Origin of the sequence: Sphingobium lactosutens DS20 (genome assembly GCF_000445105.1) — a bacterium.
Lineage (GTDB): Bacteria > Pseudomonadota > Alphaproteobacteria > Sphingomonadales > Sphingomonadaceae > Sphingobium > Sphingobium lactosutens.
The window spans coordinates 70423-91811 of the sequence record NZ_ATDP01000082.1 but is presented as its reverse complement, the minus strand read 5'-3'; the positions used below and the strand labels follow the sequence as shown (position 1 = coordinate 91811).

Annotated in this window: 23 protein-coding genes, 1 tRNA gene and 1 pseudogene; 8 read left to right on the top strand and 17 right to left on the bottom strand. The window is 64.0% G+C overall.

Going from position 1 to position 21389, the window contains the following annotated elements:
- Positions 1 to 89: 89 nt before the first annotated feature.
- Positions 90 to 1256, top strand: coding sequence for a bifunctional 2-C-methyl-D-erythritol 4-phosphate cytidylyltransferase/2-C-methyl-D-erythritol 2,4-cyclodiphosphate synthase (locus tag RLDS_RS38740; RefSeq protein ID WP_031297974.1), 1167 nt, complete (start codon positions 90 to 92; stop codon positions 1254 to 1256).
- 4 nt (positions 1257 to 1260) lie between these two features.
- Positions 1261 to 1773 carry a CinA family protein gene (locus RLDS_RS38735; protein ID WP_021225798.1) on the top strand — a complete coding sequence of 171 codons (513 nt, stop codon included), beginning with the start codon at positions 1261 to 1263 and terminating at the stop codon, positions 1771 to 1773.
- Here the strand turns inward: RLDS_RS38735 and RLDS_RS38730 are convergent.
- Positions 1725 to 2195, bottom strand: coding sequence for a type II toxin-antitoxin system RatA family toxin (locus RLDS_RS38730; protein ID WP_021225797.1), 471 nt, complete (start codon positions 2193 to 2195; stop codon positions 1725 to 1727). The two genes, RLDS_RS38735 and RLDS_RS38730, sit on opposite strands and share 49 nt — an antisense overlap.
- A gap of 7 nt (positions 2196 to 2202) precedes the next feature.
- On the bottom strand, positions 2203 to 3201 hold the full coding sequence (gene lipA, locus RLDS_RS38725; protein WP_052034111.1) for a lipoyl synthase: 999 nt from the start codon (positions 3199 to 3201) through the stop codon (positions 2203 to 2205).
- 7 nt (positions 3202 to 3208) lie between these two features.
- On the opposite strand from lipA, the gene RLDS_RS38720 reads away from it, so the two are divergent.
- From RLDS_RS38720 to RLDS_RS38710, 3 genes are read left to right on the top strand one after another with little or no spacing between them, the layout of a single operon-like run.
- Positions 3209 to 3850, top strand: coding sequence for a carbonic anhydrase (locus RLDS_RS38720; protein WP_021225795.1), 642 nt, complete (start codon positions 3209 to 3211; stop codon positions 3848 to 3850).
- Positions 3851 to 3865: 15 nt separating this feature from the next.
- Entirely contained in the window at positions 3866 to 4639 is a 774-nt protein-coding gene (locus RLDS_RS38715; RefSeq protein WP_021225794.1) for an NYN domain-containing protein, read from the top strand.
- Positions 4639 to 4920, top strand: a complete 282-nt coding sequence (locus RLDS_RS38710; protein WP_021225793.1) for an acylphosphatase — start codon at positions 4639 to 4641, stop codon at positions 4918 to 4920. The genes RLDS_RS38715 and RLDS_RS38710 overlap by 1 nt, the downstream gene beginning before the upstream one ends.
- A 12-nt stretch (positions 4921 to 4932) precedes the next feature.
- Here the strand turns inward: RLDS_RS38710 and RLDS_RS38705 are convergent, their stop codons facing one another.
- Together RLDS_RS38705 and ettA are read right to left on the bottom strand one after the other, a co-directional pair.
- Positions 4933 to 5214 carry a hypothetical protein gene (locus tag RLDS_RS38705; protein ID WP_152528035.1) on the bottom strand — a complete coding sequence of 94 codons (282 nt, stop codon included), beginning with the start codon at positions 5212 to 5214 and terminating at the stop codon, positions 4933 to 4935.
- Positions 5215 to 5502: 288 nt separating this feature from the next.
- Positions 5503 to 7188 carry an energy-dependent translational throttle protein EttA gene (ettA, locus tag RLDS_RS38700; RefSeq protein ID WP_021225791.1) on the bottom strand — a complete coding sequence of 562 codons (1686 nt, stop codon included), beginning with the start codon at positions 7186 to 7188 and terminating at the stop codon, positions 5503 to 5505.
- A 116-nt stretch (positions 7189 to 7304) separates the two neighbouring features.
- Here ettA and RLDS_RS38695 point away from each other — a divergent pair, with 116 nt between their 5' ends.
- The 3 genes from RLDS_RS38695 (at position 7305) to RLDS_RS38685 (ending at position 9324) form a co-directional block, all read left to right on the top strand.
- Complete coding sequence (locus tag RLDS_RS38695; protein WP_021225790.1) at positions 7305 to 8678, top strand: M20/M25/M40 family metallo-hydrolase; 1374 nt, start codon at positions 7305 to 7307, stop codon at positions 8676 to 8678.
- Positions 8679 to 8834: 156 nt separating this feature from the next.
- A complete protein-coding gene (locus RLDS_RS38690) occupies positions 8835 to 9047 on the top strand; it encodes a hypothetical protein (protein ID WP_009821667.1) in 213 nt (70 codons plus the stop codon).
- A 200-nt stretch (positions 9048 to 9247) separates the two neighbouring features.
- Positions 9248 to 9324: transfer RNA gene (locus RLDS_RS38685), tRNA-Pro, on the top strand.
- A gap of 1 nt (position 9325) precedes the next feature.
- Here the strand turns inward: RLDS_RS38685 and RLDS_RS38680 are convergent.
- The 13 genes and pseudogenes from RLDS_RS38680 to RLDS_RS38620 all read right to left on the bottom strand — a co-directional run bounded on the left by RLDS_RS38680 (position 9326) and on the right by RLDS_RS38620 (position 21329).
- Entirely contained in the window at positions 9326 to 10069 is a 744-nt protein-coding gene (locus RLDS_RS38680; RefSeq protein ID WP_021225789.1) for a prepilin peptidase, read from the bottom strand.
- Entirely contained in the window at positions 10066 to 10788 is a 723-nt protein-coding gene (gene gspN / locus RLDS_RS38675) for a type II secretion system protein N (protein WP_021225788.1), read from the bottom strand. Before gspN ends, RLDS_RS38680 begins: the two co-directional genes overlap by 4 nt.
- Complete coding sequence (gene gspM, locus RLDS_RS38670) at positions 10785 to 11273, bottom strand: type II secretion system protein GspM (RefSeq protein ID WP_021225787.1); 489 nt, start codon at positions 11271 to 11273, stop codon at positions 10785 to 10787. The genes gspN and gspM overlap by 4 nt, the downstream gene beginning before the upstream one ends.
- Entirely contained in the window at positions 11270 to 12388 is a 1119-nt protein-coding gene (gene gspL / locus RLDS_RS38665; protein ID WP_031297971.1) for a type II secretion system protein GspL, read from the bottom strand. Before gspL ends, gspM begins: the two co-directional genes overlap by 4 nt.
- Positions 12385 to 13374, bottom strand: a complete 990-nt coding sequence (gene gspK / locus RLDS_RS38660; protein ID WP_021225785.1) for a type II secretion system minor pseudopilin GspK — start codon at positions 13372 to 13374, stop codon at positions 12385 to 12387. The genes gspL and gspK overlap by 4 nt, the downstream gene beginning before the upstream one ends.
- Positions 13367 to 14101 carry a type II secretion system minor pseudopilin GspJ gene (gene gspJ, locus RLDS_RS38655; RefSeq protein WP_021225784.1) on the bottom strand — a complete coding sequence of 245 codons (735 nt, stop codon included), beginning with the start codon at positions 14099 to 14101 and terminating at the stop codon, positions 13367 to 13369. Before gspJ ends, gspK begins: the two co-directional genes overlap by 8 nt.
- A 53-nt stretch (positions 14102 to 14154) precedes the next feature.
- Positions 14155 to 14529, bottom strand: a complete 375-nt coding sequence (gene gspI, locus RLDS_RS38650; protein ID WP_021225783.1) for a type II secretion system minor pseudopilin GspI — start codon at positions 14527 to 14529, stop codon at positions 14155 to 14157.
- Positions 14522 to 14956: pseudogene (gene gspH, locus RLDS_RS38645) on the bottom strand (type II secretion system minor pseudopilin GspH); the annotation flags it as partial. The gene gspI and the pseudogene gspH, both read right to left, overlap by 8 nt.
- A 76-nt stretch (positions 14957 to 15032) precedes the next feature.
- Complete coding sequence (gspG, locus tag RLDS_RS38640) at positions 15033 to 15518, bottom strand: type II secretion system major pseudopilin GspG (RefSeq protein WP_021225781.1); 486 nt, start codon at positions 15516 to 15518, stop codon at positions 15033 to 15035.
- Positions 15519 to 15528: 10 nt separating this feature from the next.
- A complete protein-coding gene (gene gspF / locus RLDS_RS38635) occupies positions 15529 to 16746 on the bottom strand; it encodes a type II secretion system inner membrane protein GspF (protein ID WP_021225780.1) in 1218 nt (405 codons plus the stop codon).
- A complete protein-coding gene (gspE, locus tag RLDS_RS38630) occupies positions 16739 to 18277 on the bottom strand; it encodes a type II secretion system ATPase GspE (protein ID WP_021225779.1) in 1539 nt (512 codons plus the stop codon). Before gspE ends, gspF begins: the two co-directional genes overlap by 8 nt.
- The gene (gene gspD, locus RLDS_RS38625; RefSeq protein ID WP_021225778.1) at positions 18274 to 20487 is read right to left on the bottom strand and encodes a type II secretion system secretin GspD; all 2214 of its coding nucleotides are present in this window, start codon (positions 20485 to 20487) and stop codon (positions 18274 to 18276) included. The genes gspE and gspD overlap by 4 nt, the downstream gene beginning before the upstream one ends.
- Positions 20484 to 21329 carry a type II secretion system protein N gene (locus RLDS_RS38620; protein ID WP_031297967.1) on the bottom strand — a complete coding sequence of 282 codons (846 nt, stop codon included), beginning with the start codon at positions 21327 to 21329 and terminating at the stop codon, positions 20484 to 20486. The genes gspD and RLDS_RS38620 overlap by 4 nt, the downstream gene beginning before the upstream one ends.
- Positions 21330 to 21389: the final 60 nt, after the last annotated feature.

Below are 21389 nucleotides of genomic sequence, written 5' to 3'. Positions count from 1 at the left end.
AGGCAGCCTGTAGCGGAATTGGCAGGGCCCGACAAGCGCTGTGGCCTGTCCCCCTTTCGAACGCTTGCCGGACCGGCTATGCGCCGCGCATGAGCTTATCCCCCAAAGTCGTGGCCCTGATCGTCGCTGCTGGCCAAGGCAGCCGCGTCGGCGGTCATGTGCCGAAGCAATATCGCACCATTGCGGGCAAGCCCGTTCTGGTGCACGCCCATGATGCGCTTGCCAGTCACAATTCGGTCAACGCGATTTTTGTTGTCGTCGCGAAGGGGCAAAAGGATGCTGCGCAGGCGATGCTCGGCGCGGATGTCCAATTGGTCACGGGCGCGGACAGCCGCCAAGGGTCAGTATATGCCGGGCTGGAGGCAATAGCCGCGGCGGGCGGCGCGGACATCGTCCTGGTCCATGATGCGGCACGCCCCTTTCTTCCCCTGTCGGTGATCGATCGGCTTTTGGATGCGCTGACGGAAAAGCACGGTGCGATCCCGGTCCTGCCTGTCTCCGACACGCTGGTGCGCGGAGCAAGCGATATCATGGCCGATACGGTGGATCGCGCTCAATTACATCGGGTCCAGACGCCGCAAGCCTTTCGTTTTGGGGCAATTTTAGACGCGCATCGCGCCTGGAACGGAGCGCGCGAAGCGACAGACGATGCCCAGATCCTGCGCGCCCATGGTCATGACGTCATGTTGGTGCAAGGCGATGAAAGGCTAGGGAAATTGACCTATGAACAGGATTTTGCTCGTGCCGAAGCCATGCTCGCGCCTGCATGGATCACGCGCGTTGGTATGGGATATGACGTGCATCGGCTTGCCGAGGGCGAACCGCTGTGGCTGGGTGGTGTTCTTGTTCCCCATGATCGCGGCCTGGCCGGCCACAGCGATGCGGACGTCGCCCTCCATGCGATCGTCGACGCGCTACTGGGCGCGCTGGGGGATGGCGATATTGGCAGCCATTTTCCGCCATCCGATCCGCAATGGCGCGGCGTATCCTCCGATCGCTTCCTTGCCCACGCGCGCGACCGGGTGGCGGCGCGTCGCGGCCGGATTGACCATGTCGACCTGACCATCATCTGCGAAGCGCCCAAGATCGGTCCGCACCGTGACGCCATGCGTCGGCGGATTGCGGACATCTTGGCCGTGCCGCTCGACCGGGTCAGCGTGAAGGCGACGACAACCGAGCGACTAGGTTTTGCGGGCCGGCGCGAAGGCATTGCCGCTCAGGCAGTTGCCACCCTCTCCCTCCCCGCGCTATCCTGAGATTATGCCCGATACCGTTCTCCCGACCCAATTGGTCGAACTCGCCGAAAAGGTCATCATTGCCAACCGCCGCGCTGGGCGCACGGTGGCGGTTGCCGAAAGCTGCACTGGCGGCCTTGTGTCAGCCGCGCTCACTGAGATCGCGGGCTCTTCCGACGTCTTTGAGGCAGGATTTGTCACCTATTCCAATGACATGAAGGCAGAACTTCTCAAGGTCTCTCATGATGTGCTGGATACGTTCGGCGCTGTGTCGATCGCCACCGCCTGGGCCATGGCGCAGGGCGCTCTGAAACAAAGTCATGCTGATGTCGCCGTCGCGATCACCGGAATCGCGGGACCAGGAGGCGGCACCGAGCAGAAGCCCGTCGGCACGGTCGTCTTCGCGCGTGCCGAACGCGGCGCCAGCCCGGACAAGGTCGTCGCCGACATGCGGCATTTCGATAATGACGGCCGGGGCGGCGTCCGCCTTCAGGCGGCGCTGTGCGCGCTGGAACTGCTGCTGCCCGGAGACGCATAGAGCTGCGCCGCACGCTCTTCAAACGCCCCGATCATCTTGCGCAGCGCCTTGTCGAAAAACTGCCCGGCCAGCATTTCGAAGATGCGGTTCTTGAATTCGAACTCCACCTCGAAATCGACTAGCACGCCGCCCTGCCCGTCATCGCGAAACTGCCATTCATTGTGCAGATGCTTGAGCGGACCGTCGAGATAATCCACCCGCACATGATCCGGCCGCTCCTTGAGCACCCGTGAGGTGAAGCTTTCCTTGATCCCCTTGAAGCCGACAATCATGTCGGCGACCATTTCCGTCTCCCCGTCCTTGCGCACGCGGATCGCGCTTACCCAAGGCAGGAATTCGGGATAGGCCGCGACATTCGACACCAAGTCGAACATCTGGGCAGGCGTGTAGGGAAGGTGACGCGTTTCGTTGTGGCGGGGCATGGCGCAGTCAGGCTTTCGCCGCAGCCTTGGCCAGCTGCGCCTCACGCGCCGCCTTCATCTCGGCAAAATCCTTGCCGGCATGATAGCTGGAACGAGTGAGCGGGCTGGACGCGACTTGCAGGAAACCCTTGGCGCGCGCGATGCCGGCATAGGCGTTGAATGCGGCGGGCGTCACAAACTCCATCACCTTGGCATGTTTTGGCGTAGGCTGGAGATACTGGCCCATGGTCAGGAAATCGATATCGGCCGAACGCATGTCGTCCATCACCTGATGGACCTCCAGCCGCTCCTCACCCAGTCCCAGCATGATGCCAGACTTGGTGAAGATCGACGGATCGAGTTTCTTGACCGTCTCCAGCAGGCGCAGCGACGCATAATAGCGCGCGCCCGGCCGGATGGTCGGATAGAGGCGCGGCACGGTTTCCAGATTATGGTTATAGACGTCCGGCCGGGCAGCGACGATCATTTCTACCGCCCGCTCATGCTTGTTGCGAAAATCGGGCGTCAATATCTCGATGGTCGTGTTCGGCGTCGTGCGGCGCAGGGCCTCGATCACCTTCACGAACTGGCTCGCACCACCATCGGGCAAATCGTCGCGATCGACCGATGTGATGACGATGTGCTCCAGCCCCATTTCGGCGCAGGCATCCGCCAGATTTTGCGGTTCGTTGGGATCGACCTTGCGCGGCATGCCGGTCTTGACGTTGCAGAAGGCGCAGGCGCGGGTGCACACGTCTCCCAATATCATGACCGTCGCATGCTTCTTGGTCCAGCATTCCCCTATATTGGGACAGGCCGCTTCCTCGCACACTGTTGCCAGCTTCTTGTCCCGCATCAACTGGCGCGTCTCATTATAGCCCTTGCTGGTCGGGGCCTTGACGCGAATCCAGTCGGGCTTGCGGGCGCGCTCGGGCTGGGCCGGCGCCGTCATGGGGGAAAGCTCGTTCATGGGCACCAGATAGCGACGCGGGCCCGCTCTTGCCAGTGCAGAGTTTGTCAGGCACATCGTCGCCATGATCGACTTTGCCGAAATGCTGGCGGGCTACCGCCGTTTCCGCGAGACCGGCTGGGCGCAGCAGCGCGAACGCTGGGATGAACTCAATGAAGGGCAAAGCCCCCGGGTGATGGTGATCGCCTGCTCCGACAGCCGGGTCGACCCCGCACAGATATTCGACACAAGTCCGGGCGAAATCTTTGTGGTCCGCAATGTCGCCGCGCTCGTCCCGCCCTTCGAAACGACGCCCGGACGCCATGGCGTATCGGCCGCGCTGGAATTTGCGGTACAGGTGCTCAAGGTTGGCGAGATCGTGGTCATGGGCCATGGCAAATGCGGCGGTTGCAAGGCGGCGCTCAGCGGTGATCTGAAAGGCGCGCCCCCGGGCGAAGGCGGCTTCATCCACAACTGGATCGAATTGCTGGACGATGCGCGCGAGACGGTGGTGGATCGCTACGGCGAGCGCCGCGACCGCGAGGTCGAACGGGCGATGGAGCAGGAAGGCGTCAAGGTGAGCCTTGCCAATCTGCGCAGCTTCCCCTGCGTGCGCGAAAAGGAAAAGGCGGGAGAGCTGCGGCTCATTGGCAGTTTCTTTGCAATTGCAGACGGGCAGCTTCACATATTGGACGAGGCAAGCGGCGCCTTCTCCCCGGCTGCCTGACGCAAGGATATGGCCATGGCAACGCGGCAGGAAGGGCGCGGCAACATCGCGCTGCTGATCGATTCCGATAATGCGTCGGCGGCCCATTTCGATTCGGTGATGACCGTGCTCGCCGAATTGGGAACCGTGAATATCCGCCGCGCCTATGGCAATTGGAGCAAGACCACACTGAAGGCCTGGGCCGCGCTGTCGATCACGCAGGCGATCGAACCACAACAGCAGTTCGACCTGGCCAAAGGCAAGAATGCCACCGACATGAAAATGACCATCGACGCGATGGACCTGCTGGCGAGCGGGCGGGTCGATGGCTTCGGGTTGATGTCCAGCGATAGCGATTTCACGCCGCTGGTGACGCGCATCCGGCAGGATGGCATTCCCGTCTATGGGTTTGGCAATGCCAATACGCCCGAAGGATTTCGCCGCGCCTGCACCCGTTTCATCGACGTCGCTGCGCTGGAACCCGCAGAGGTCCCGGCGGCCAAGTCGCCACGCAAGAAAGAAACAAAGCCAGCTGCGGCCAAGACAAAGGCTGCGACCGCTTCCGAAACCAAGGCCAAGCCGATTGACGAAGAGGTCGTCAAGCTGCTGATCGATGCCTATGACGCGGTTAAGCGCGACGAACATGGGTTTGCGGCGTTGGGAAGTGTGGGGCAGCTGGCCGGCAACCGTTCGAGCTTCGATACACGCAACTATGGCTATAAGCGCCTGTCTGATCTCATCCGCGACGTGCCCAATTTCACGGTTGAGGTGCGCGAAGGCGGTCAGACCTGGATCAAGCGAGTTCATTGATGACCCGGGTCGCCCGCCGCCTGACGATTACGGGACAGGTGCAGGGTGTCTGGTATCGTGCATGGGCCGTCGAAACGGCACAAGGCCTTGGCTTGACCGGATGGGTACGCAACCGCTCCGACGGCAACGTCGAAGCCGTGGTCGAAGGGGACGAGGCCGTGATTGAGCGCTTCATCAGCCTGGCACATATTGGATCGCCCGCCGCACAGGTGGACAGGATTGCGATCGACGATGTTGCCGATGGCGGTCATCAGGACTTCACCAAACGCCCGACCGTTTAAGGCCGTCCCGCCTCAGCCTGTGGGCTCCAGCAAGCGCGTTAACCTCACGCGCATATCGTGACGTTGCATTTGGTCCGGCCGATCGTTTAGCCCTTGATCGATCACATGACGGATGGCTGCCTCAAGCTCCGCAATGCGCGCGTCACGCAGGGCCAGCCCGGTTTCACCGTCTGATTGATTGGCGATCGCGCGCTCCTCTACGAACCGTTCCATCGTGTCCCATGTCTCGAAAAGCGAGCCTTCCGACGAGGGGGCAGGTCTTTCAGCGGGGAGCGAGGCGGGTGAATATGTCATGGCCACTGCTATAGCTACATAATACGGTCGCCATATGACAGCACATAAATCAACAGTTTAGCCGATTAGTGACACGCATTTAGCGCTCAAACAATTGATGCCGCGCCCGTCTACTCGGCGGTCAGCCTAGCGACCAAAAAAAAGGGCCGGTCATGTGACCGGCCCGAAAGTTTTTAGGAGAGGATGCCTGAAAGGCAGCCAAGATATGCGATGGTAGCGCCACCATCGCAAGTGCGAAAAAGCGCGGAGCGATTGCAAAATATGCAATCGCTCCGCGATCCCGACAAATCAGCGCGTCAGTTTCTTGTAGGCCAGGCGCGTAGGACGATCGGCCGCGTCGCCCAGGCGGCGGCGCTTATCCTCTTCATATGCCTCGAAATTGCCCTCGAACCATTCGACATGGCTGTCGCCTTCAAATGCAAGGATGTGCGTGGCGAGGCGATCGAGAAAGAAGCGATCGTGGCTGATTACCACGGCGCAACCGGCAAAATTCTCGATTGCTTCTTCCAGCGCGGCCAGCGTTTCAACGTCCAGGTCATTGGTCGGTTCGTCGAGCAGCAACACGTTGCCGCCTTTCTTCAGCATCTTGGCGATATGAACGCGGTTACGTTCACCGCCCGACAGCTTGCCGACATTCTTCTGCTGGTCCTGCCCCTTGAAGTTGAAGGCGCCGACATAGGCACGGGTCGACATGTCGTGGCCGTTGACCTTCACATAATCGAGTCCGTCCGACACTTCCTCCCAGACATTCTTGCTGGCATCCAGATGGTCGCGGCTCTGGTCGACATAGCCCAAGCGCACGGTCGATCCGATATCGATCTCCCCCGAATCAGGCTGTTCCTGACCAGTGATAAGCTTGAACAATGTCGATTTGCCCGCGCCGTTGGGACCGATAACGCCGACGATCCCGCCGGGGGGCAGCATGAAGGACAGGTCTTCGAACAGCAGCTTGTCGCCATAGGCCTTGGAAATCCCCTTGGCCTCGATCACCTTGCCGCCCAGACGCTCGGGCACCTGGATAACGATCTGCGCCTTGCCGGGCGCGCGATTTTCCTGCGACGCGACGAGTTGCTCGAACTTGGCGATACGCGCCTTGGACTTGGTCTGGCGGCCCTTTGGCCCCTGCCGGATCCATTCCAGTTCGTCATTGATCGCCTTCTGCCGGCCGGTCGCTTCGCGATCTTCCTGCTCCAGACGCTTGGCCTTCTTTTCCAGATAGGTGGAGTAATTGCCTTCGTAGGGGAAATATTTTCCACGATCGAGTTCCAGGATCCAGCCCACGACATTGTCCAGGAAATAGCGGTCGTGGGTGATCATCAGCACCGCGCCGGCATATTCCTTGAGGTGGTTTTCCAGCCAGGTGACGCTTTCGGCGTCCAGATGGTTGGTCGGCTCGTCGAGCAGCAGGATGTCAGGTTTCTGGATCAGCAGGCGGGTCAGCGCGATCCGGCGCTTTTCACCGCCCGACAGGCTTTCCACGCCCCAATCCGACGGGGGGCACCGCAATGCCTCCATCGCGATTTCCAGCTGATTGTCGAGCGTCCAGCCATCGGCCGCGTCGATCTGCTCCTGCAATGTGCCCATTTCTTCCATGAGCGCATCGAAATCCGCGTCCTCCGGCGGATCGGCCATGATCATGCTGATCTCGTTGAAGCGATCCAGCTTGTCCGCCATCTCGCGCGCGCCGTCCTTGACGTTCTCCAGGACCGTCTTGTTGGGGTCGAGTTGCGGCTCCTGCGGCAGATAGCCGACGGTGATATTCTCGCCCGGCCAGGCTTCACCCGAAAAATCGGTGTCGATGCCGGCCATGATCTTCATCAGGGTCGATTTGCCCGCGCCATTGGGCCCGACGATGCCGATCTTGGCGCCGCGATAAAATTGCAGATTGATCTGATTGAGAACGGGCTTCGCCGCGCCGGGGAAGCTTTTGGTCATGCTCTTCATGACATAGGCATATTGCGATGAGGCGGACATGGGTGCGCGCTGCTCCGAAAGTCTAAGGTAGAAAAAAGCGGATCGGAAAATTTGCGCCGGGTTAGCGGACGCGGAACATATTGGCAAATAGGGGAAGGCCGGTTACGCCCTCACTTATGCAGAAAATCCGATCGGGCACGCTGGCCGCCCTGCTCCTAGGCAGCATCTTCACCCCTTCCCTGTCTCTCGCCGCGCCTGCGGACAGCGACGCGATTCGGGAAGCGGCGTTAAAGGACGATGTGGCGTGGAACTTTACCGAAGGGCTGACGACGGAAGTCGGCCCCCGTCCCGCCGGCACGCCGCAGGAAGCGCGGGCGCGCGACTGGGCGGTCGCCAAGCTCAAGGCATTGGGTTTTTCCAATGTCCGCGCCGAGCCCTACACCATGCCGGTCTGGCTGCGCGGGCGGGACGAAGCCCGTATCCTGTCGCCCTTCCCGCAAAATCTGGTGCTGGCTGCTCTGGGCAATAGCGGATCGACCTCGGACAAGGGCATCGAGGGCGAGATCGTGTATTTCCCCAGCATCGACGCCCTGGAAGCTGCCCCCGCCGCCAGTCTGAAAGGCAAAATCGCCTTTGTCGACCATGGCATGGGCGCGACGCAGGATGGCTCTTCCTATGGCTATTATGGCGCCGCGCGGCGGCAGGGTCCGAGCATTGCGTCGAAAAAAGGGGCGATCGCCATCCTGATCCGGTCGATCGGCACGGATCATCATCGCGTGCCGCATACCGGCGTCCAGATGTGGGCGGATGGAGCTACGCCGATCCCGGCCGCCGCCCTGTCCGTCCCGGACGCAGAGCAGCTGGTGCGCATCGTGAAGCGGGGCGAGCCGGTGAAGGTGCACCTGACGCTGACGTCCAGGATGTTGAAGGATCAGCCATCGGGCAACGTCATCGCCGAGATTCCGGGCAGCGATCCGGCCGCCGGCGTGGTGGTGGCCGCCTGCCATCTCGACAGTTGGGATCAGGGCACTGGCGCGATCGACGACGCGACCGGCTGTGGCATCGCCGCCGCGTCCGCGCTTCAGGTCGCAAAGGCCGGCCAGCCACGCCGCACGATCCGCGTGCTGATGGCGGGCGCGGAGGAAGTCGGGGGCGACGGCGCCCGCGCCTATTTCAAGGCGCATGGCGCGGAGCGTCATGCCCTTGCCATGGAATCCGACTTTGGCGCTGACCGCGTCTGGCGCGTGGATTTCAAACTGCCGCAGGGGCATGACGATCTGGCCAAGCGGATTGCCGTGGCGCTCGCGCCTCTAGGCGTTGGTGCCGGCCGACAGGAAGCGGGTGGCGGCGCAGACATCGCGCCGCTGGTGAAGGCGGGCGTGCCCGTCATTGATTTGCAGCAGGACGGCACCCGCTATTTTGATCTGCACCACACCCCGGACGATACGCTGGACAAGGTCGACCCGGAACAGTTGCGGCAGAATGTCGCCGCCTGGGCAGTAACGCTGAACCTGGTCGCCAATGCATCAGAAAGCATGAGCGCTAACTGAACTTTTATAGTAGACAACACTCCGTCGCGTGATTCTGCCACTTCACCGACTTAGAAAAGCATTGATTTGTGCAGCGCACACGTTAATGCGGGTCGCTCGCGTAGGGTCACTCTGTAACGTGCCAGACGCGGCATAATGCTATGGGAGCCGTACACAATGAAGAAGATCGCTGTTGTTTTCGCTTCGGCCAGCCTGATGGCCCTCGCCGCTTGCGGTGAGAAGCCGGCCAACGAGACCGCGAACGCTTCGAACGCTGTCGTCGAAAACGTCGTCGAAAACGCCATGAACGCTTCGGACAACGCTATGGACGCCGCGAATGTCGCCGACAACGCCGCGATGAACGCGATGAACGCTTCGAACGCGATGTAATCTTCGCATTAGCGAGATTTCAGAAAGGGCGGGTCCTTCGGGGCCCGCCCTTTTTCGTGGCGCGGTCCGGCAGATATCAAAAGGGCTTCGGGTGTTTACCGACGCTGCTCCAGGCTATCCGTCGAATTTGCCTCAATCCAAGATCTTTCAACGAAGACTGATTGACGGCTCGCCTGTTTCCCAGCTAGGGGCCACGCAGTCGGGGAGTGGCGCAGTCCGGTAGCGCGCCTGCTTTGGGAGCAGGATGTCGCAGGTTCGAATCCTGTCTCCCCGACCACCTAATGCAGCAGACTATCCGCCAGCAGCCAGCCTGGCACAGCGGCCAGCGACAGGAACGTGCCGAGCGGAACACGCGCCGCAGCGGACTTAGCGCGCCCACTCGCCAGCAGTACCACCAGAGCCAGGCTTGACGCACATAGCAGAATGAATGGCAGGGCCTGCCAACCGAACCAGGCCCCTAGCGCGCCGAGCAGTTTGGCGTCGCCCAAGCCCAGTCCGTCCCTATGGCGCAGGGCTCGATAGCCAAGTGCAATGATCAGCAATGCGCCATATCCCACCACCGCTCCCGCGACACGGTCGGTCAGGCTGACATCAGTGACGTAAATGCCAAGCGTCAAGCCCAGGAAAAAGAGCGGCAGCGTCAGGGCATCGGGTAGCCAGAAGTGACGCCAGTCGAGCACCGCCAGCGTCAACAACAACCAGCCCAGCAGTGCCCAGCCAAGCCCACTCAAGTCAGGGGCCAGGCTGATCGCCATCCCCCCGATGATCGCGCAGCCAGCTTCCACCCGGCCATGCAGCGGATCGATGCGATTGCCGCAGGACCGGCAGCGCCCACGGCTCAGCAGGGCACTGACCAGAGGGATGAGGTCGCGAGGGCCGAGCGTGCGGCCACAGCTGTCGCACTTGGACCGGCAGCGCATCACCCCCTTGCCCTGCGGCCAGCGCACTATCACCGTTGCAAGGAAACTGCCGAGGATCGCACCGGCCAGCGCGCCGATCAACGCCGCCAGCGGATCAATCACAATGTGCCTTCGACCTTCAACATTCTGGCGTTCCCCTCTGCGGCAAAGCCAGCTTGCCCCAACGTCGTCGCCAAGGTGGCGTCGGTCGTTTCGACCCGCATTTCGGCGACATAGCGGCCCGATCGCCACAGGCGCAGCGTGATCTTTTCCAGCCCCGACTGGCTGACCAGGGGCAACAGCAGCGCGTCGCCGTCACAGGCAGCGACACCCGACAGCCCTTGCGACAAATTGAGGCCCGGAAACTGCCCGGCCAGCCGCGCGCGCACGCGACCTTCGGCATGGCCACATCGTTCGCCCGAGAAATAGCCGCTGACATCCTCCATGATCAGGCTGCTGACCGGCAGTGGCGCGAACGTGCGTCCCAGCGGCACGGCGCCGGTCACATCATCGACGCCGATCCGTCCGAACCCCACCGTGATCGCCCCGGCGATATCGTCGGGCAGTCCCTTCTGCCGGGCGATGTCAAAACGTGCGCGGCCCAGGAACGGGCTAATCGGCGACAATCCGGCGCGGACGGACCCCAGCGGCATGTTGCCGAGCATCAATTGGTCGATCCGCCCGCTCCACACCGTCCCGCTTATCGCACGGGCGGACACGCCCAGTCGCTCCAGCCCAGCCAGTCCCAGAGCGATCCGCATCGGCAGGAACAGCAAAAGCCCAAGCAGCAGCGCAAGAATGAGGATGACGCGCATGCGGCGCGAGAGGGTAAGGCCCATCATTGCCCTTCTCCCCGCTCCAGCACGACCTGCACCGAAATGCTCCCGGCGGTGGGCGACGGCCGCGCATTCATGGTAACGACCCGCACGCCCTGCGCTTCCAGACCCGACAGCCAGGAAAATAGCGCGATCGGGCGCACCGATGCGATGGCGATGTCCATCCGGTCATTGCCCTGCGCCTGAGCACGCTCCAGCGTCAGGCCGGCCTCCCCGGCGCTTTGCCCGACAAACTGGTCGAGCGGCACGGTGGATCCGGCATTGGCGGATGCGCGCGGCAACGTCTTGAGCTGGGCGACGGTGGCGCGGACCGCGGCATTGCGCTCGGTCGCCTCCACCAGCCGGTCGCGCGCGTCGCGCTGGGCCCGGTCTAGCGGCAGGGCAACGCCAAACCAGAGGATGACGATCGCCAGCAGCGCGAACATCACCCCCAGCAGCCAGCGTTCCCGGGTCGAACGCTCCGCCCAGTAGCTTTCCAACCTGTCCATCATGCGTGCACCGTGATTTCCGCCAGCGTCCGACCGCCCGGATCCTGGGAGGGCGTGGCCGTGATCGTGAAGCCCGCCGCCTGAAGCGCGAGCAGCACGATGTTGATGTCTTCGGCCTTGGCGGATGCCAGTGTGGCGCGCACCATGCCGTCGGCGTCCCGCGACAGGGTTGTCAGAGCGACGCCAGGCGCGTCCTGCATGGCCGACAGCAAGGCAGCGACTGGCGCGGTGAAAGCGCGGCCGCCCGCGCCTCGTGCGGCCAGGCGACCTTCCAGTTCGATTTGCGCTTGCGCCGCCTCCGACGCGTCGGGCAGAATCTGTTGCGCCAGCGCCAGGCTGTCGCGATCCAGCCGGCTCGCCTCGCTATGCTGGCGCGCGAGCCCGATCAGCGATGTCGCCAGCAGCAGCAACAGGATCATCCCGCTCCACAGCGCAATCCGTTGCAGCGCGCGACGATCCAGGGCCGGACGCACGCGTTTGGCGAAATCGCCCTGCCGCATGTCGAGGGGCGGCCTGTCCAACGCCGCGATGGCGCGTCCCTCGACCATCCCCGGCGCGACATCGACGATTGGTGCGTCGGCGATCAGTTCGGGCAGCGCCATGTCTTCGGGCATGGCCATGTCCTGCGCCCGCAAGACCGACGCGCCGCCAATGATCGCGCGACCGAACCCCTTTTCGGGCGCTTCGATCAACAAGGGCGCGGGCACGATGATGTCCGGATCAAGACCATGATGCTGCGCCCAGAGAAGCCAATGCTGCATATCGCTTCGGCTGGCCAAGGCGATCAGATGCGGCGTCGACGGGTCGTCATTTTCATCGGCTGCCGCGAACAGCTGGTCGGCCGGGACCAGACCGCTTGCCAGTACTGCCAGGCGCGCGGCCGCCCGGCCTTGGCGCGCAGGAAGATCGGGATAGGCCATCCAGTGCAATGTCACCAGCGCGGCCGGTGGAACCAGCAGCACGCGTGCCTGATCTGGCAAGGCGGCTATCCCGCAAGCGGCAAGCCAGTTGGCACCCTCACCCGACTGGACCAGCGCGCTATCGATCACCCGCATCCAGCGCACCGGCCGTTCCGCGGTTTCTGGCAGAAACAGGATCAGGGCATCGCGACTGCTCACGCGCCCGCGCCCCAATCGCGCCGGACCAGTTTTGCCGGGCTTTCCCGCGCATCGATCAGCGCGCGCTCCACCACCTGCGTTCCCCCGACATCCACCGAAACCGTCACTCCAAAAAAACCCGTCTTCAACTTCACCTGCTCGGCAACCTCGGTCGCCGGCGACAGGCCGGCAAGGGAGGGCAGCATCCAGAAGCGCACCGTGCTGCCGTAGCCGTCCGCCGGTCGCTGCGCCAACAATTGCCGCGCCTGCGCGACGCTCAATTGCCCAGGAAGCAACATCGCGAAAAGGGGCGCCTGCGCAAGCAGTAGCGTATTGATGTTGATCGGCGACAGGTCCGTGACAGGCAAGGCGCAAATCCACGGTTTCACCAGATCATAGATGGCGGGCGTCACCCCCGCCACGGCGCGCAGCTCGCTGGGGTCGATCATCATGCGGTTGGCGGCGCGATAGGGCCGGGCCATGCCGGCATAGGTTTCGTCCTCCGCGCCACCCGGCTGCGGCACGGTGTCGCTGTCTATCCAGTCGGCAACGCCGGCCGCCGCCGTCGCTGCCTGCCGCGCATCCACGCCCAGTGCCTCCAGCAGCGCCTGAAACTGCGAGACGCCGACTGGACGAACCTTGAGCGCGGCCTCGTTTTGCCCGCTCACAACGCTGTTGAGGTTGAAGCAATTGCCGCCATCGGTCACTTGCGCGGTCGCGATACCGCCGGGCACAGGAATTGTCTGCGGCGTGCCCATCCATCCGCCCGCCAGCGTGATTTTCGCGGGGTTGGACTGGACCAGATCGTTGATCCGCAACCGCGCCATGTCCGTGCCCGCATCGGCGAAGGCGCGCGCCTGGTCGACCGCGCCGCCATTGCCGGTCATGCGGGTGGCGAGCGCAACGCGCTCCAGCGCGGTGGAGGCGACCACCGCCATGACCGCAACCAGCAACAGCACCGTCAGCAGCGCCGCGCCGCGTTCGCTCGGCTTGCCGGGATCAGGCATCGGCTGCCGCCTCCACGCCTTCCAGCTTTTCGACCGGCCCGGGCGCGACCAGGAAGCGCATCGTGACAGGCGGCTCGCCGGTGCGCGTCACCGTCATCTCGACGGCCTTTGGGAGCAGGTCGGGCTGGCTTGGTGTCCAATCCTCCTGCCACTGCCCCTGCGCATCGCGAAAGCGCAGTACCACGGCCTCGACATTGTCGAGCAAGGTGGCGGGATCATCGCCGGCCGCACCATCGAGCTGCGCATAGGTGCGCCGCTCCAGCCGCCCCTGCCGGACCCAATATTCGACCTTCTGCAAGGATGGCCGTGGCAGGTCGCCCAGATTGTCCCAGCCGCCGCGCACAAATTGCAGCACCGGCTTCGCGTCCCCATCGTCATGCGCCCAAAAGGCCGGGGCCAGCGTGCCTGCCTCCGTCCGAGTGATGCGCGGCACCGCTTGGCCCAGGTCACTCGCCAGCGCGCCGCCAGCCCGTTGCACCGCGGCCATATCGTCCAGCCGCGCCTTGACCTGCGCTTGTGCCGATACGCTGTTCCCCAGCAGCAGCACGCCCGCGCTCGCCAGCATTGCAAAGATCATCAATGCGACCAGCAGTTCGATCAGCGTGAAGCCGTGTTCGGCGGAACGCTCAGAAAACGTAAAGCCGTTTACGGCGGAACGCTCAGAAACATCGAACCCGTGTTCGGCGGAACGCTCGGAAAACGTGAAGCCGTGTTCGGCGGAACGCATAGAGAGGCTGAAGCCGTGTTCGGCGGAATGCCGAGCAGACCTGTTGCTCCGCTTCATTCCACCACCCGCACGAAGCTGAGCGCGACCGGCGATGCGCCCGGCTGGCCATCGACGGTCAGGTCGACCTGAAGCAGGCGGCGATCGTCTGTCGGTTTCACCACGCGGGTCCAGTGCCAGCGACGCCCGCCGTTGATTGCCTCGCCATCCTGTTCCCCGATCGAGGGCGGCACGGGATCGGTCTGCACCTCCACCATCAGGTTGCGCGCAACGATCTGGCCCATCGCCTTGCTGTCGAGGTCCGCCGCCGTGCGTAGCGTCACGCCCTGCAACCGCACGAGCGCCAAGGCGGCTAAGCTGAATACGGCCAGCGCCACCAGCATTTCCAGCAGGGTGAAGCCCCCTTCGCCTTGCCGCGCGCGCTCAGCCATCGACCATCACCTTGCCCGCCATGTCGATGCGGACGGATACGCGCTCGCCTTCGCGCGCCAGGGTCACAGTCATGGCGTCGGTGGGCAGGCCGGTGCCGTCGAAGCCGATCTGCAAGCGACCGTCCCGTCCGACCTGTGCGCGCGTGCCCGGCTTCCAGTCGGTCGTGACGAAGGGCTTTTGCTCCAGCGGCGTCCATTGGCCGTCATCGCGACGCTGGAAGCCATAGCCGGATGCGGACACCCACAGGCCCATGGGACGCGCGGTCACGACCGCTTCGTCGCGCGCGGCGGCGACGCGCGCGGCAAAGCGATCGGCATCCTCGACCACGCGGCCGCGCGGATCGGGGATGGCCAGTACGACGGCCGCTGAAATGAAGCCGATGATCGTCAGCACGACCATCAGTTCCAACAGCGTGAAGCCCTGTTGGGCGGAACGCTCACATGACGTGAAGCCCTGTTGGGCGGAACGCGCCTTTGGAGCGCGTTCCGCCCGGCATGTCCCGTCACAGTTCGCTGGAATAGATGTCCGCATTTTCCTGTTCCCCGCCCGGCTGGCCGTCGGCGCCCAGCGAACTGATGTCGAACGCGCCCCGGCGACCCGGAACGGTGTAGACATAGGCGCGACCCCACGGATCATCGGGCAGCTTCTTGATATAGCCGCCGCGACGATAGCGCTGCGGCTGCGCCAGAGAAGCCGGCGGATTGATGAGCGCCTGAAGTCCATCCGATGCCGACGGATAGGTCAGATTGTCGAGCCGATACTGCTCCAGCGCCTGTTCGATCGTCGCAATGTCGGCCTTGGCCTTCTCGATGCGCGCCGTATCGGTGGCGGGAATGACGTTGATCGCCACGATGGTTGCCAGCAGTCCGATGATGACGATGACGACCATCAATTCGACCAGCGTGAAACCGTTTTCCACCGGACGGCGGGCGGCAATCTGCGATCGCCTCTCGGCCAGCGCGACCCGGATTTTGTTCAAATTCAGCATATTCACTCCTTCAAGCCCCGGTCAGGCTTTGCAGCTGCAGGATCGGCAGCAGGATGGACAAAATGATGACGGCGACGATGCCGCCCATCGCTATGATGATCACCGGCTCCAGCATGGCCAGGGCAGCAGAGGTGAAGCTATCAAATTCGCGCTCCAGATAGTCGGCGGCGCGTTCTAGCATCGTGTCGAGCCGCCCCGCGCTCTCGCCGCTGGCCGCCAGATAGACGAGCAGCGGCGGAAATACGCCGGCGCGGCGCAGTGCCGCCGACAGGCTGCCACCACCCCGGATCGCTTCGACAATATCGTCGGATGCGCGGCGCAGCACGCGATTGTGGACGGTATTCGCGGTCAGCGACAATCCCTCCATCAGCGGCAGGCGGCTCGCCACCATGGTCGACAGCGTCCGCGCCATTCGCGCCGCATGCAAGTCGCGGATCAGCCGGCCGAGCAGCGGGAGGCCCAGCAATGTAGCGTCAAACCGGTAGCGAAAACCGTCGACCTTCAACGCGCGCCAGAACGCAAAAGCCGAGATGCCCAGCAACAGCAGCAACAACCACCAATATGCCGCCAGGAACGCGGACAGGCCCATGACCATGCGGGTCAGCAGCGGCAATTCCTGTCCCACCGTGTCGAATTGCTCCACAACCTTGGGCACGACGAAGATCATGAGCGCGGCGACGACGCAGACGGCGAATGTCGCTAGGACCGAGGGGTAAGCGATGGCGGTCAGCACTTTCGAGCGCATCAGCGCCTGCCGCTCCATCAGGTCCGACAGTCGCTCCATGATGGTCGGCAGACTGCCCGAGCTTTCGCCTGCGGAGATCATGGCGCGATAAAGCGGCGGAAAACTGCGCGGCTCCGCGCCCAGCGCATCGGCCAGCCGCCGCCCTTCCAGCACCCCGCCATGCACCGTGCCCACGATGGCGCGGACATGGTCCTGCTCGCTCTGGCGACCGATGGTCCGCAGCGATTCCTCCAGTGGACTGACCTGAATCAGCGTTGAAAGCTGGCGGGTGAACAGCGTCAATTCCTTGGCGCTGAGCCGTGGCGCGCGCAGCGACAGCCCCGCCCGTTCCCGCGCTTTCGTCGCCGTTCCGGGTTCCAGCCGCACGATGAACAGCTTGCGCGCGTCCAGCCGGGCACGGGCGTCATCGACCGTATCGGCCTTGACCTTGCCCGACCGCTCGCGCCCCGCCGGGTCGATCGCCACATAGTCGAAATCAGCCATCGGCGATCGTTTCCACCTCGGTCGCGTCGCGGCGCGACACGCGGATCGCTTCTTCGGCCGTCGTCTGTCCGTCGCGCACCAGGGCGCGCGCCGCCGACCCCAGATTGGGCGCATTGAGGAAAGCATGGCGCGCAATCAGCGACTCGTCCCCGCCATCGTTGATCAGGCGACGGATCGTGTCGTCCACGCGAATCGCCTCGAACACGCCGATGCGGCCCTTATAGCCCGAACCCCCGCACTCCTCGCACCCGCGCGCCTTGTAGATGATGGTGCCGGGGTCGAAACCCAGCAGCGCGCTCGCTGACTTGTCCGCCTGCACCGGCTCGCGGCAATGCTGGCAAAGACGGCGCACGAGCCTTTGGGCGATGACGGCGCGCAGGGTAGAAGCGAGCAGGAAAGGTTCGACCCGCATGTCACGCATCCGGGTGATCGCGCCCACGGCATCATTGGTGTGGACGGTCGACAGCACCAGATGCCCGGTCAGCGACGCCTGCACCGCGATCTCGGCTGTCTCGCGGTCGCGGATTTCGCCGACCATGACGACATCGGGGTCCTGGCGCAGGATCGCGCGCAAACCCGCCGCAAAGGTAAGGCCAACCTTGGCATTGACCTGCGTCTGGCCGACGCCCTCGATCGCATATTCGACCGGGTCTTCGACGGTCAGGATATTGCGGCTGCCATCGTTGAGCTGCCGCAAACCGGCATAAAGCGTGGTCGTCTTGCCTGACCCGGTCGGCCCGGTGACGAGGATGATGCCATTGGGTTCGGAAAGCCCTTCACGGAAGATACGATCGGGCGCGCCCGTCATGCCCAGCAGGTCCAGATTCATGCCCGCATTCTCCTTGTCGAGAATACGCAGCACCACCCGCTCGCCCGCACGGCTTGGCAATGTGGACACGCGCACGTCCAGCAGCTTGCCGCCCAGCGTCAGGCCGATGCGCCCGTCCTGCGGCACGCGCCGCTCGGCGATATCCAGCCGCGCCATCACCTTGATGCGGCTGACCACGACCGGCGCGACGTGCGGCGGCATGCGCAGCGTTTCGCGCAGCACGCCATCGACGCGCATACGCACGATCAGGCCCGTTTCATAGGGTTCGATATGGATGTCCGACACGCCCTGCCGCGCGGCTTCGGCGATGATGCCGTTGATCAGCCGGATCGCCGGCGCGTCATCGGCGCTGTCGAGCAAATCGTCGGCGGTGGGAATGTCGGCCGCCAATATGTCCAGCTCATCCGCGCCTACCTCGAGCGATCCGGCCATCGCCGCGGCGCTGCCCTCCATTGCATAATGGTTGGACAGATGCCGGTCGAACTCGGCCGGTTCGACGAAGCGCACGTCGAAACTGCGCGCCAGATGACGGCGCACCTCCAGCAGCACGCGCGGGTCGCTGCCCGCCCTCACGGCAATCATGATCCGGTCGCCATCCTGCGGCAAAAGAACAACGCCATGCTTCCGGGCAAAGACGTAGGGAATGTCGATCGGTCGCGATGGCGGCGGGGGCGCGGCTTCCTCCCTTGCTAAGTCGCTCATCGCTGCTCTCCGCTCGCGGGGATTTCAACCGGGCGCACCACGCCGCTGGACTGGCGGACGGTCGGCTCGATGACGTCGGGCTGCGCGCCCGCCTGCGGTCGCACCACCATGTCGCCTGGCTGCGGCGGCGCAATCGGCGGCGCCGCACCCATATAGTCGCGCACCAACTCGTCGATTGTCGGCTCGGAGTCCGGATCGCGCTGCAACTGCATGCCGCGAATATAGCCGTAGCGCTGCTGCGTCAGCTTTTGCGCGTCTTCCTTGGATCGCAGGATGGTCGGGCGGATGAAGACCATCAGGTTGGTCTTGGTGCGGCTACGGCTGCGGGACTTGAAGAGTTCGCCGATGCCCGGAATGTCGGACAGCAGCGGAATGCGCTCGATCGTCTTGCGCTCATTGTCGTCGAGCAGCCCGCCCAGCGCCAATATCTCGCCATCGTCGACGGTGACGGTCGTTTCGATCTCGCGCTTGTTGATGATGAGGTCGCTATTGTCATTGCTGACCGGCCCCGCGACGCTCGACACTTCCTGCCGCAGGAACAGCTTGATCGCGCCGCCGGTATTGATCTGCGGCTTTACCTCCAGCTTGATGCCGACATCCTGGCGCTGCACCGTGCGGAACTGATTGTCGAAATTCTGGCTGAGCGCCTCGCCGGTCGTTACCGGCACCTGCTGCCCGACCAGGATCGACGCCTTCTGGTTGTCCAGCGTCATGACCGAAGGAGTCGAAAGCAGATTGCTTTCGGTGTCGGATTTCACCGCGTTGATGATCGCACCGAAAATGCCGTTGCTGCCGATGCTGCCGCCCAGGCCGGCGATCGCCCCGGTCGCGCTTTGCAGGCTACTGACTGCCGCCTGTTGCAGGGTGCTGGCCAAATCGCTGTTGGTCTGGGTTTCCGTCGTCGTGGTCGAACCATCCGCCGCGACCACGGTCGTCGTTGTGGTGCCCAGCCGGTCTGCCGCATAGGCTCCGGCCAGCGTCAACAAATTGGGTGACGCATTGCTATAGTTGGTCGCGGCAAAGCCGGTCTTTGTGCTGCCGATCAGAAACTGAACGCCCAGCTTCTTGGCGGCGGCATCGCTGATTTCGACGATGATCGCCTCCACCAGCACCTGTTCGCGGCGGGTGTCGATCTGACGGATGGTTTCGCCGAGCATGCGCTGCACATCGCTGTTGGCGGCAACGATGATGGCATTCGCGCCCTCATAGCGAGTGACGATCGCCGGACCCCGCGTGTTGATCCCGCCGCCAGATGAGGATGAAGACGAAGCCGACGCGACTGGAGCGGCCGCCTGCGACGCAGGTGCTGTGCCTTGCCCGCCACCCGATGCGGGCGTCGAAGACGTAATCGGCTCGCTGGTCGATTGGCCGACCAATTGCTGCAAGACCGGCAATAATTTCTCGGCGTCCGCATGTTCCAGCCAGTAGACCCGGATTTCCGTGCCGCTGGCCGCCTGCCGATCGAGTTCGCGCGCCATATTGGCAAGTCGCGCAACCGTTCCGGCATCCCCTCGGATGGCCACGGAATTGCTGCTGTCGATCGGCACCACGGTCGCGGCCGACGGCGCGGCATTCTCGCCCCCGCCGCCATTGGTCACCAGCGCCTGAAGCGACGTCGCGATCTCGCGCGCGCCGGCATTTTTCAGCGCCACCATCTGCGTTGCCGCCGTATCCCGATCGATGCGGGCGATCACCTGCCGGATGCGCGCGACATTGTCGGCATAGTCGGCGACGACCACGCTGTTGCCCGCGCGATTGGCGGTCACGGACCCTTCCTTGCTGACGAGCGGGCGCAATGTTTCCAGCGCGCTCGCCGCGTCGATCGAGCGCAGGCGGAATACCTCCGTCACGAAACTGTTGCGGTTGGCCGCGCGGCCGACGCGGCTGGGCTGGCCCGCCGCGCCATCGACCGGCTGGATGCGATACGCGCCGCCCGGCGCCGGCACCGCCACCAGCCCGTTGGCGCGCAGGGTCGACAGAAAAATCTCGAAATATTCCGATCGGCTGAGCGGCCGGTCGGTGACGACCGACACTTTCCCTTGCACCTTATTGTCGATGATGAAGGTGCGGCCCGTGACCCGTGCCGCGTCCTGAATGAAGGCGCGAATGTCGGCGTCACGCACATTGAGCGTCTGCTGCGCCTGAACCGAAGAGATCGGCGTCACCAGCGCGAGGGCCATGGCGGCGGAAAGAAGGAATTTGCGGGTCATTGGCCTTGCACTATGAGGTTGACCGACGCGACGGCTGCGCCGCGCTCGACAGTCAGGGACAGGCGCGCTCCGGGCGCGATCTGGTTCTGAAGGCTTTGCAGGTCGCCGACCGTCTGGCCGTTCACCTGTGTCACGATGTCGCCGGGGCGGAAGCCTGCGGCGGCGAAGCCCGGCCCCTTAGCCGCGACCACCAGTCCCGTCACCCGGCCATTGTCCATCCGGGGGGCGAAACCAATGTCGCGCCTCAGCATATCGGCGGTCACGCCGCCCCCGCCACCGGGCGCAGCAGGCGGCGGCGGCGCGGCGCTGGTCCACCCTTCGCCCGCCGGTGGAGTTTCGGCGTCGGCTGCCGGCGTCGACTGATCCAGAAACGCCTGTTCCTCGGCCCCGCCGCGATCAATGGTGACATGATCGAAGGCGACGGCCTTCAGGACCACGCCGGGCATGATCTCGTCCCCCACGGCATAGCTGTTCTGCACGCCATCGGGGGTTGCGATGATGGCCGACCCCAGGCCCGACCCTTCATTCAGGCGGATGCCATAGACTGTCAGCGCCAGGGAGGTAACGACGCCGCCCGACTGCTGCGGCGCTTCAGCCCGGAAAAACGGGTCGAAGCTGCCGAACAACAGCGCGCGCGCCTGGGGGGACAAGAGCTGCGCCTGGCGTCCTTCCCATGGGCCGAAGCTGCCGACGGGCGTCACCACGGCCCAGATCAGCCGGACGAGCAGCAGCGCCAGGACGACCAGCAACGCCTTTTCCAAAAGGCCCAGCCAGTCGACGCCCCGCACGGCGGGCCGGGCGCGACGCCACCGGTCAATCCTGTCCCCAATCGGCACGCGCATGATGTTCGACAAGCCCCCGAATTCTGCGAGCCTGCTAGGCGCGGCGCTTTACAGCAAAAT

What these genes read in the sequence shown, in the direction of transcription:
- RLDS_RS38720 (WP_021225795.1), top strand. Translation starts at nt 3,209, where the DNA reads ATGATCGACTTTGCCGAAATGCTGGCGGGCTACCGCCGTTTCCGCGAG.
- RLDS_RS38730 (WP_021225797.1), bottom strand. Translation starts at nt 2,195, where the DNA reads ATGCCCCGCCACAACGAAACGCGTCACCTTCCCTACACGCCTGCCCAG.
- RLDS_RS38715 (WP_021225794.1), top strand. Translation starts at nt 3,866, where the DNA reads ATGGCAACGCGGCAGGAAGGGCGCGGCAACATCGCGCTGCTGATCGAT.
- gspN (WP_021225788.1), bottom strand. Translation starts at nt 10,788, where the DNA reads ATGATGGGCCTTACCCTCTCGCGCCGCATGCGCGTCATCCTCATTCTT.
- RLDS_RS38690 (WP_009821667.1), top strand. Translation starts at nt 8,835, where the DNA reads ATGAAGAAGATCGCTGTTGTTTTCGCTTCGGCCAGCCTGATGGCCCTC.
- RLDS_RS38695 (WP_021225790.1), top strand. Translation starts at nt 7,305, where the DNA reads ATGCAGAAAATCCGATCGGGCACGCTGGCCGCCCTGCTCCTAGGCAGC.
- gspD (WP_021225778.1), bottom strand. Translation starts at nt 20,487, where the DNA reads ATGACCCGCAAATTCCTTCTTTCCGCCGCCATGGCCCTCGCGCTGGTG.
- gspF (WP_021225780.1), bottom strand. Translation starts at nt 16,746, where the DNA reads ATGGCTGATTTCGACTATGTGGCGATCGACCCGGCGGGGCGCGAGCGG.
- gspI (WP_021225783.1), bottom strand. Translation starts at nt 14,529, where the DNA reads ATGGCTGAGCGCGCGCGGCAAGGCGAAGGGGGCTTCACCCTGCTGGAA.
- gspJ (WP_021225784.1), bottom strand. Translation starts at nt 14,101, where the DNA reads ATGCGTTCCGCCGAACACGGCTTCACGTTTTCCGAGCGTTCCGCCGAA.
- RLDS_RS38710 (WP_021225793.1), top strand. Translation starts at nt 4,639, where the DNA reads ATGACCCGGGTCGCCCGCCGCCTGACGATTACGGGACAGGTGCAGGGT.
- RLDS_RS38705 (WP_152528035.1), bottom strand. Translation starts at nt 5,214, where the DNA reads ATGACATATTCACCCGCCTCGCTCCCCGCTGAAAGACCTGCCCCCTCG.
- gspE (WP_021225779.1), bottom strand. Translation starts at nt 18,277, where the DNA reads ATGAGCGACTTAGCAAGGGAGGAAGCCGCGCCCCCGCCGCCATCGCGA.
- gspM (WP_021225787.1), bottom strand. Translation starts at nt 11,273, where the DNA reads ATGATGGACAGGTTGGAAAGCTACTGGGCGGAGCGTTCGACCCGGGAA.
- ettA (WP_021225791.1), bottom strand. Translation starts at nt 7,188, where the DNA reads ATGTCCGCCTCATCGCAATATGCCTATGTCATGAAGAGCATGACCAAA.
- gspG (WP_021225781.1), bottom strand. Translation starts at nt 15,518, where the DNA reads ATGCTGAATTTGAACAAAATCCGGGTCGCGCTGGCCGAGAGGCGATCG.
- gspK (WP_021225785.1), bottom strand. Translation starts at nt 13,374, where the DNA reads ATGCCTGATCCCGGCAAGCCGAGCGAACGCGGCGCGGCGCTGCTGACG.
- lipA (WP_052034111.1), bottom strand. Translation starts at nt 3,201, where the DNA reads ATGTGCCTGACAAACTCTGCACTGGCAAGAGCGGGCCCGCGTCGCTAT.
- RLDS_RS38740 (WP_031297974.1), top strand. Translation starts at nt 90, where the DNA reads ATGAGCTTATCCCCCAAAGTCGTGGCCCTGATCGTCGCTGCTGGCCAA.
- RLDS_RS38735 (WP_021225798.1), top strand. Translation starts at nt 1,261, where the DNA reads ATGCCCGATACCGTTCTCCCGACCCAATTGGTCGAACTCGCCGAAAAG.
- RLDS_RS38620 (WP_031297967.1), bottom strand. Translation starts at nt 21,329, where the DNA reads ATGCGCGTGCCGATTGGGGACAGGATTGACCGGTGGCGTCGCGCCCGG.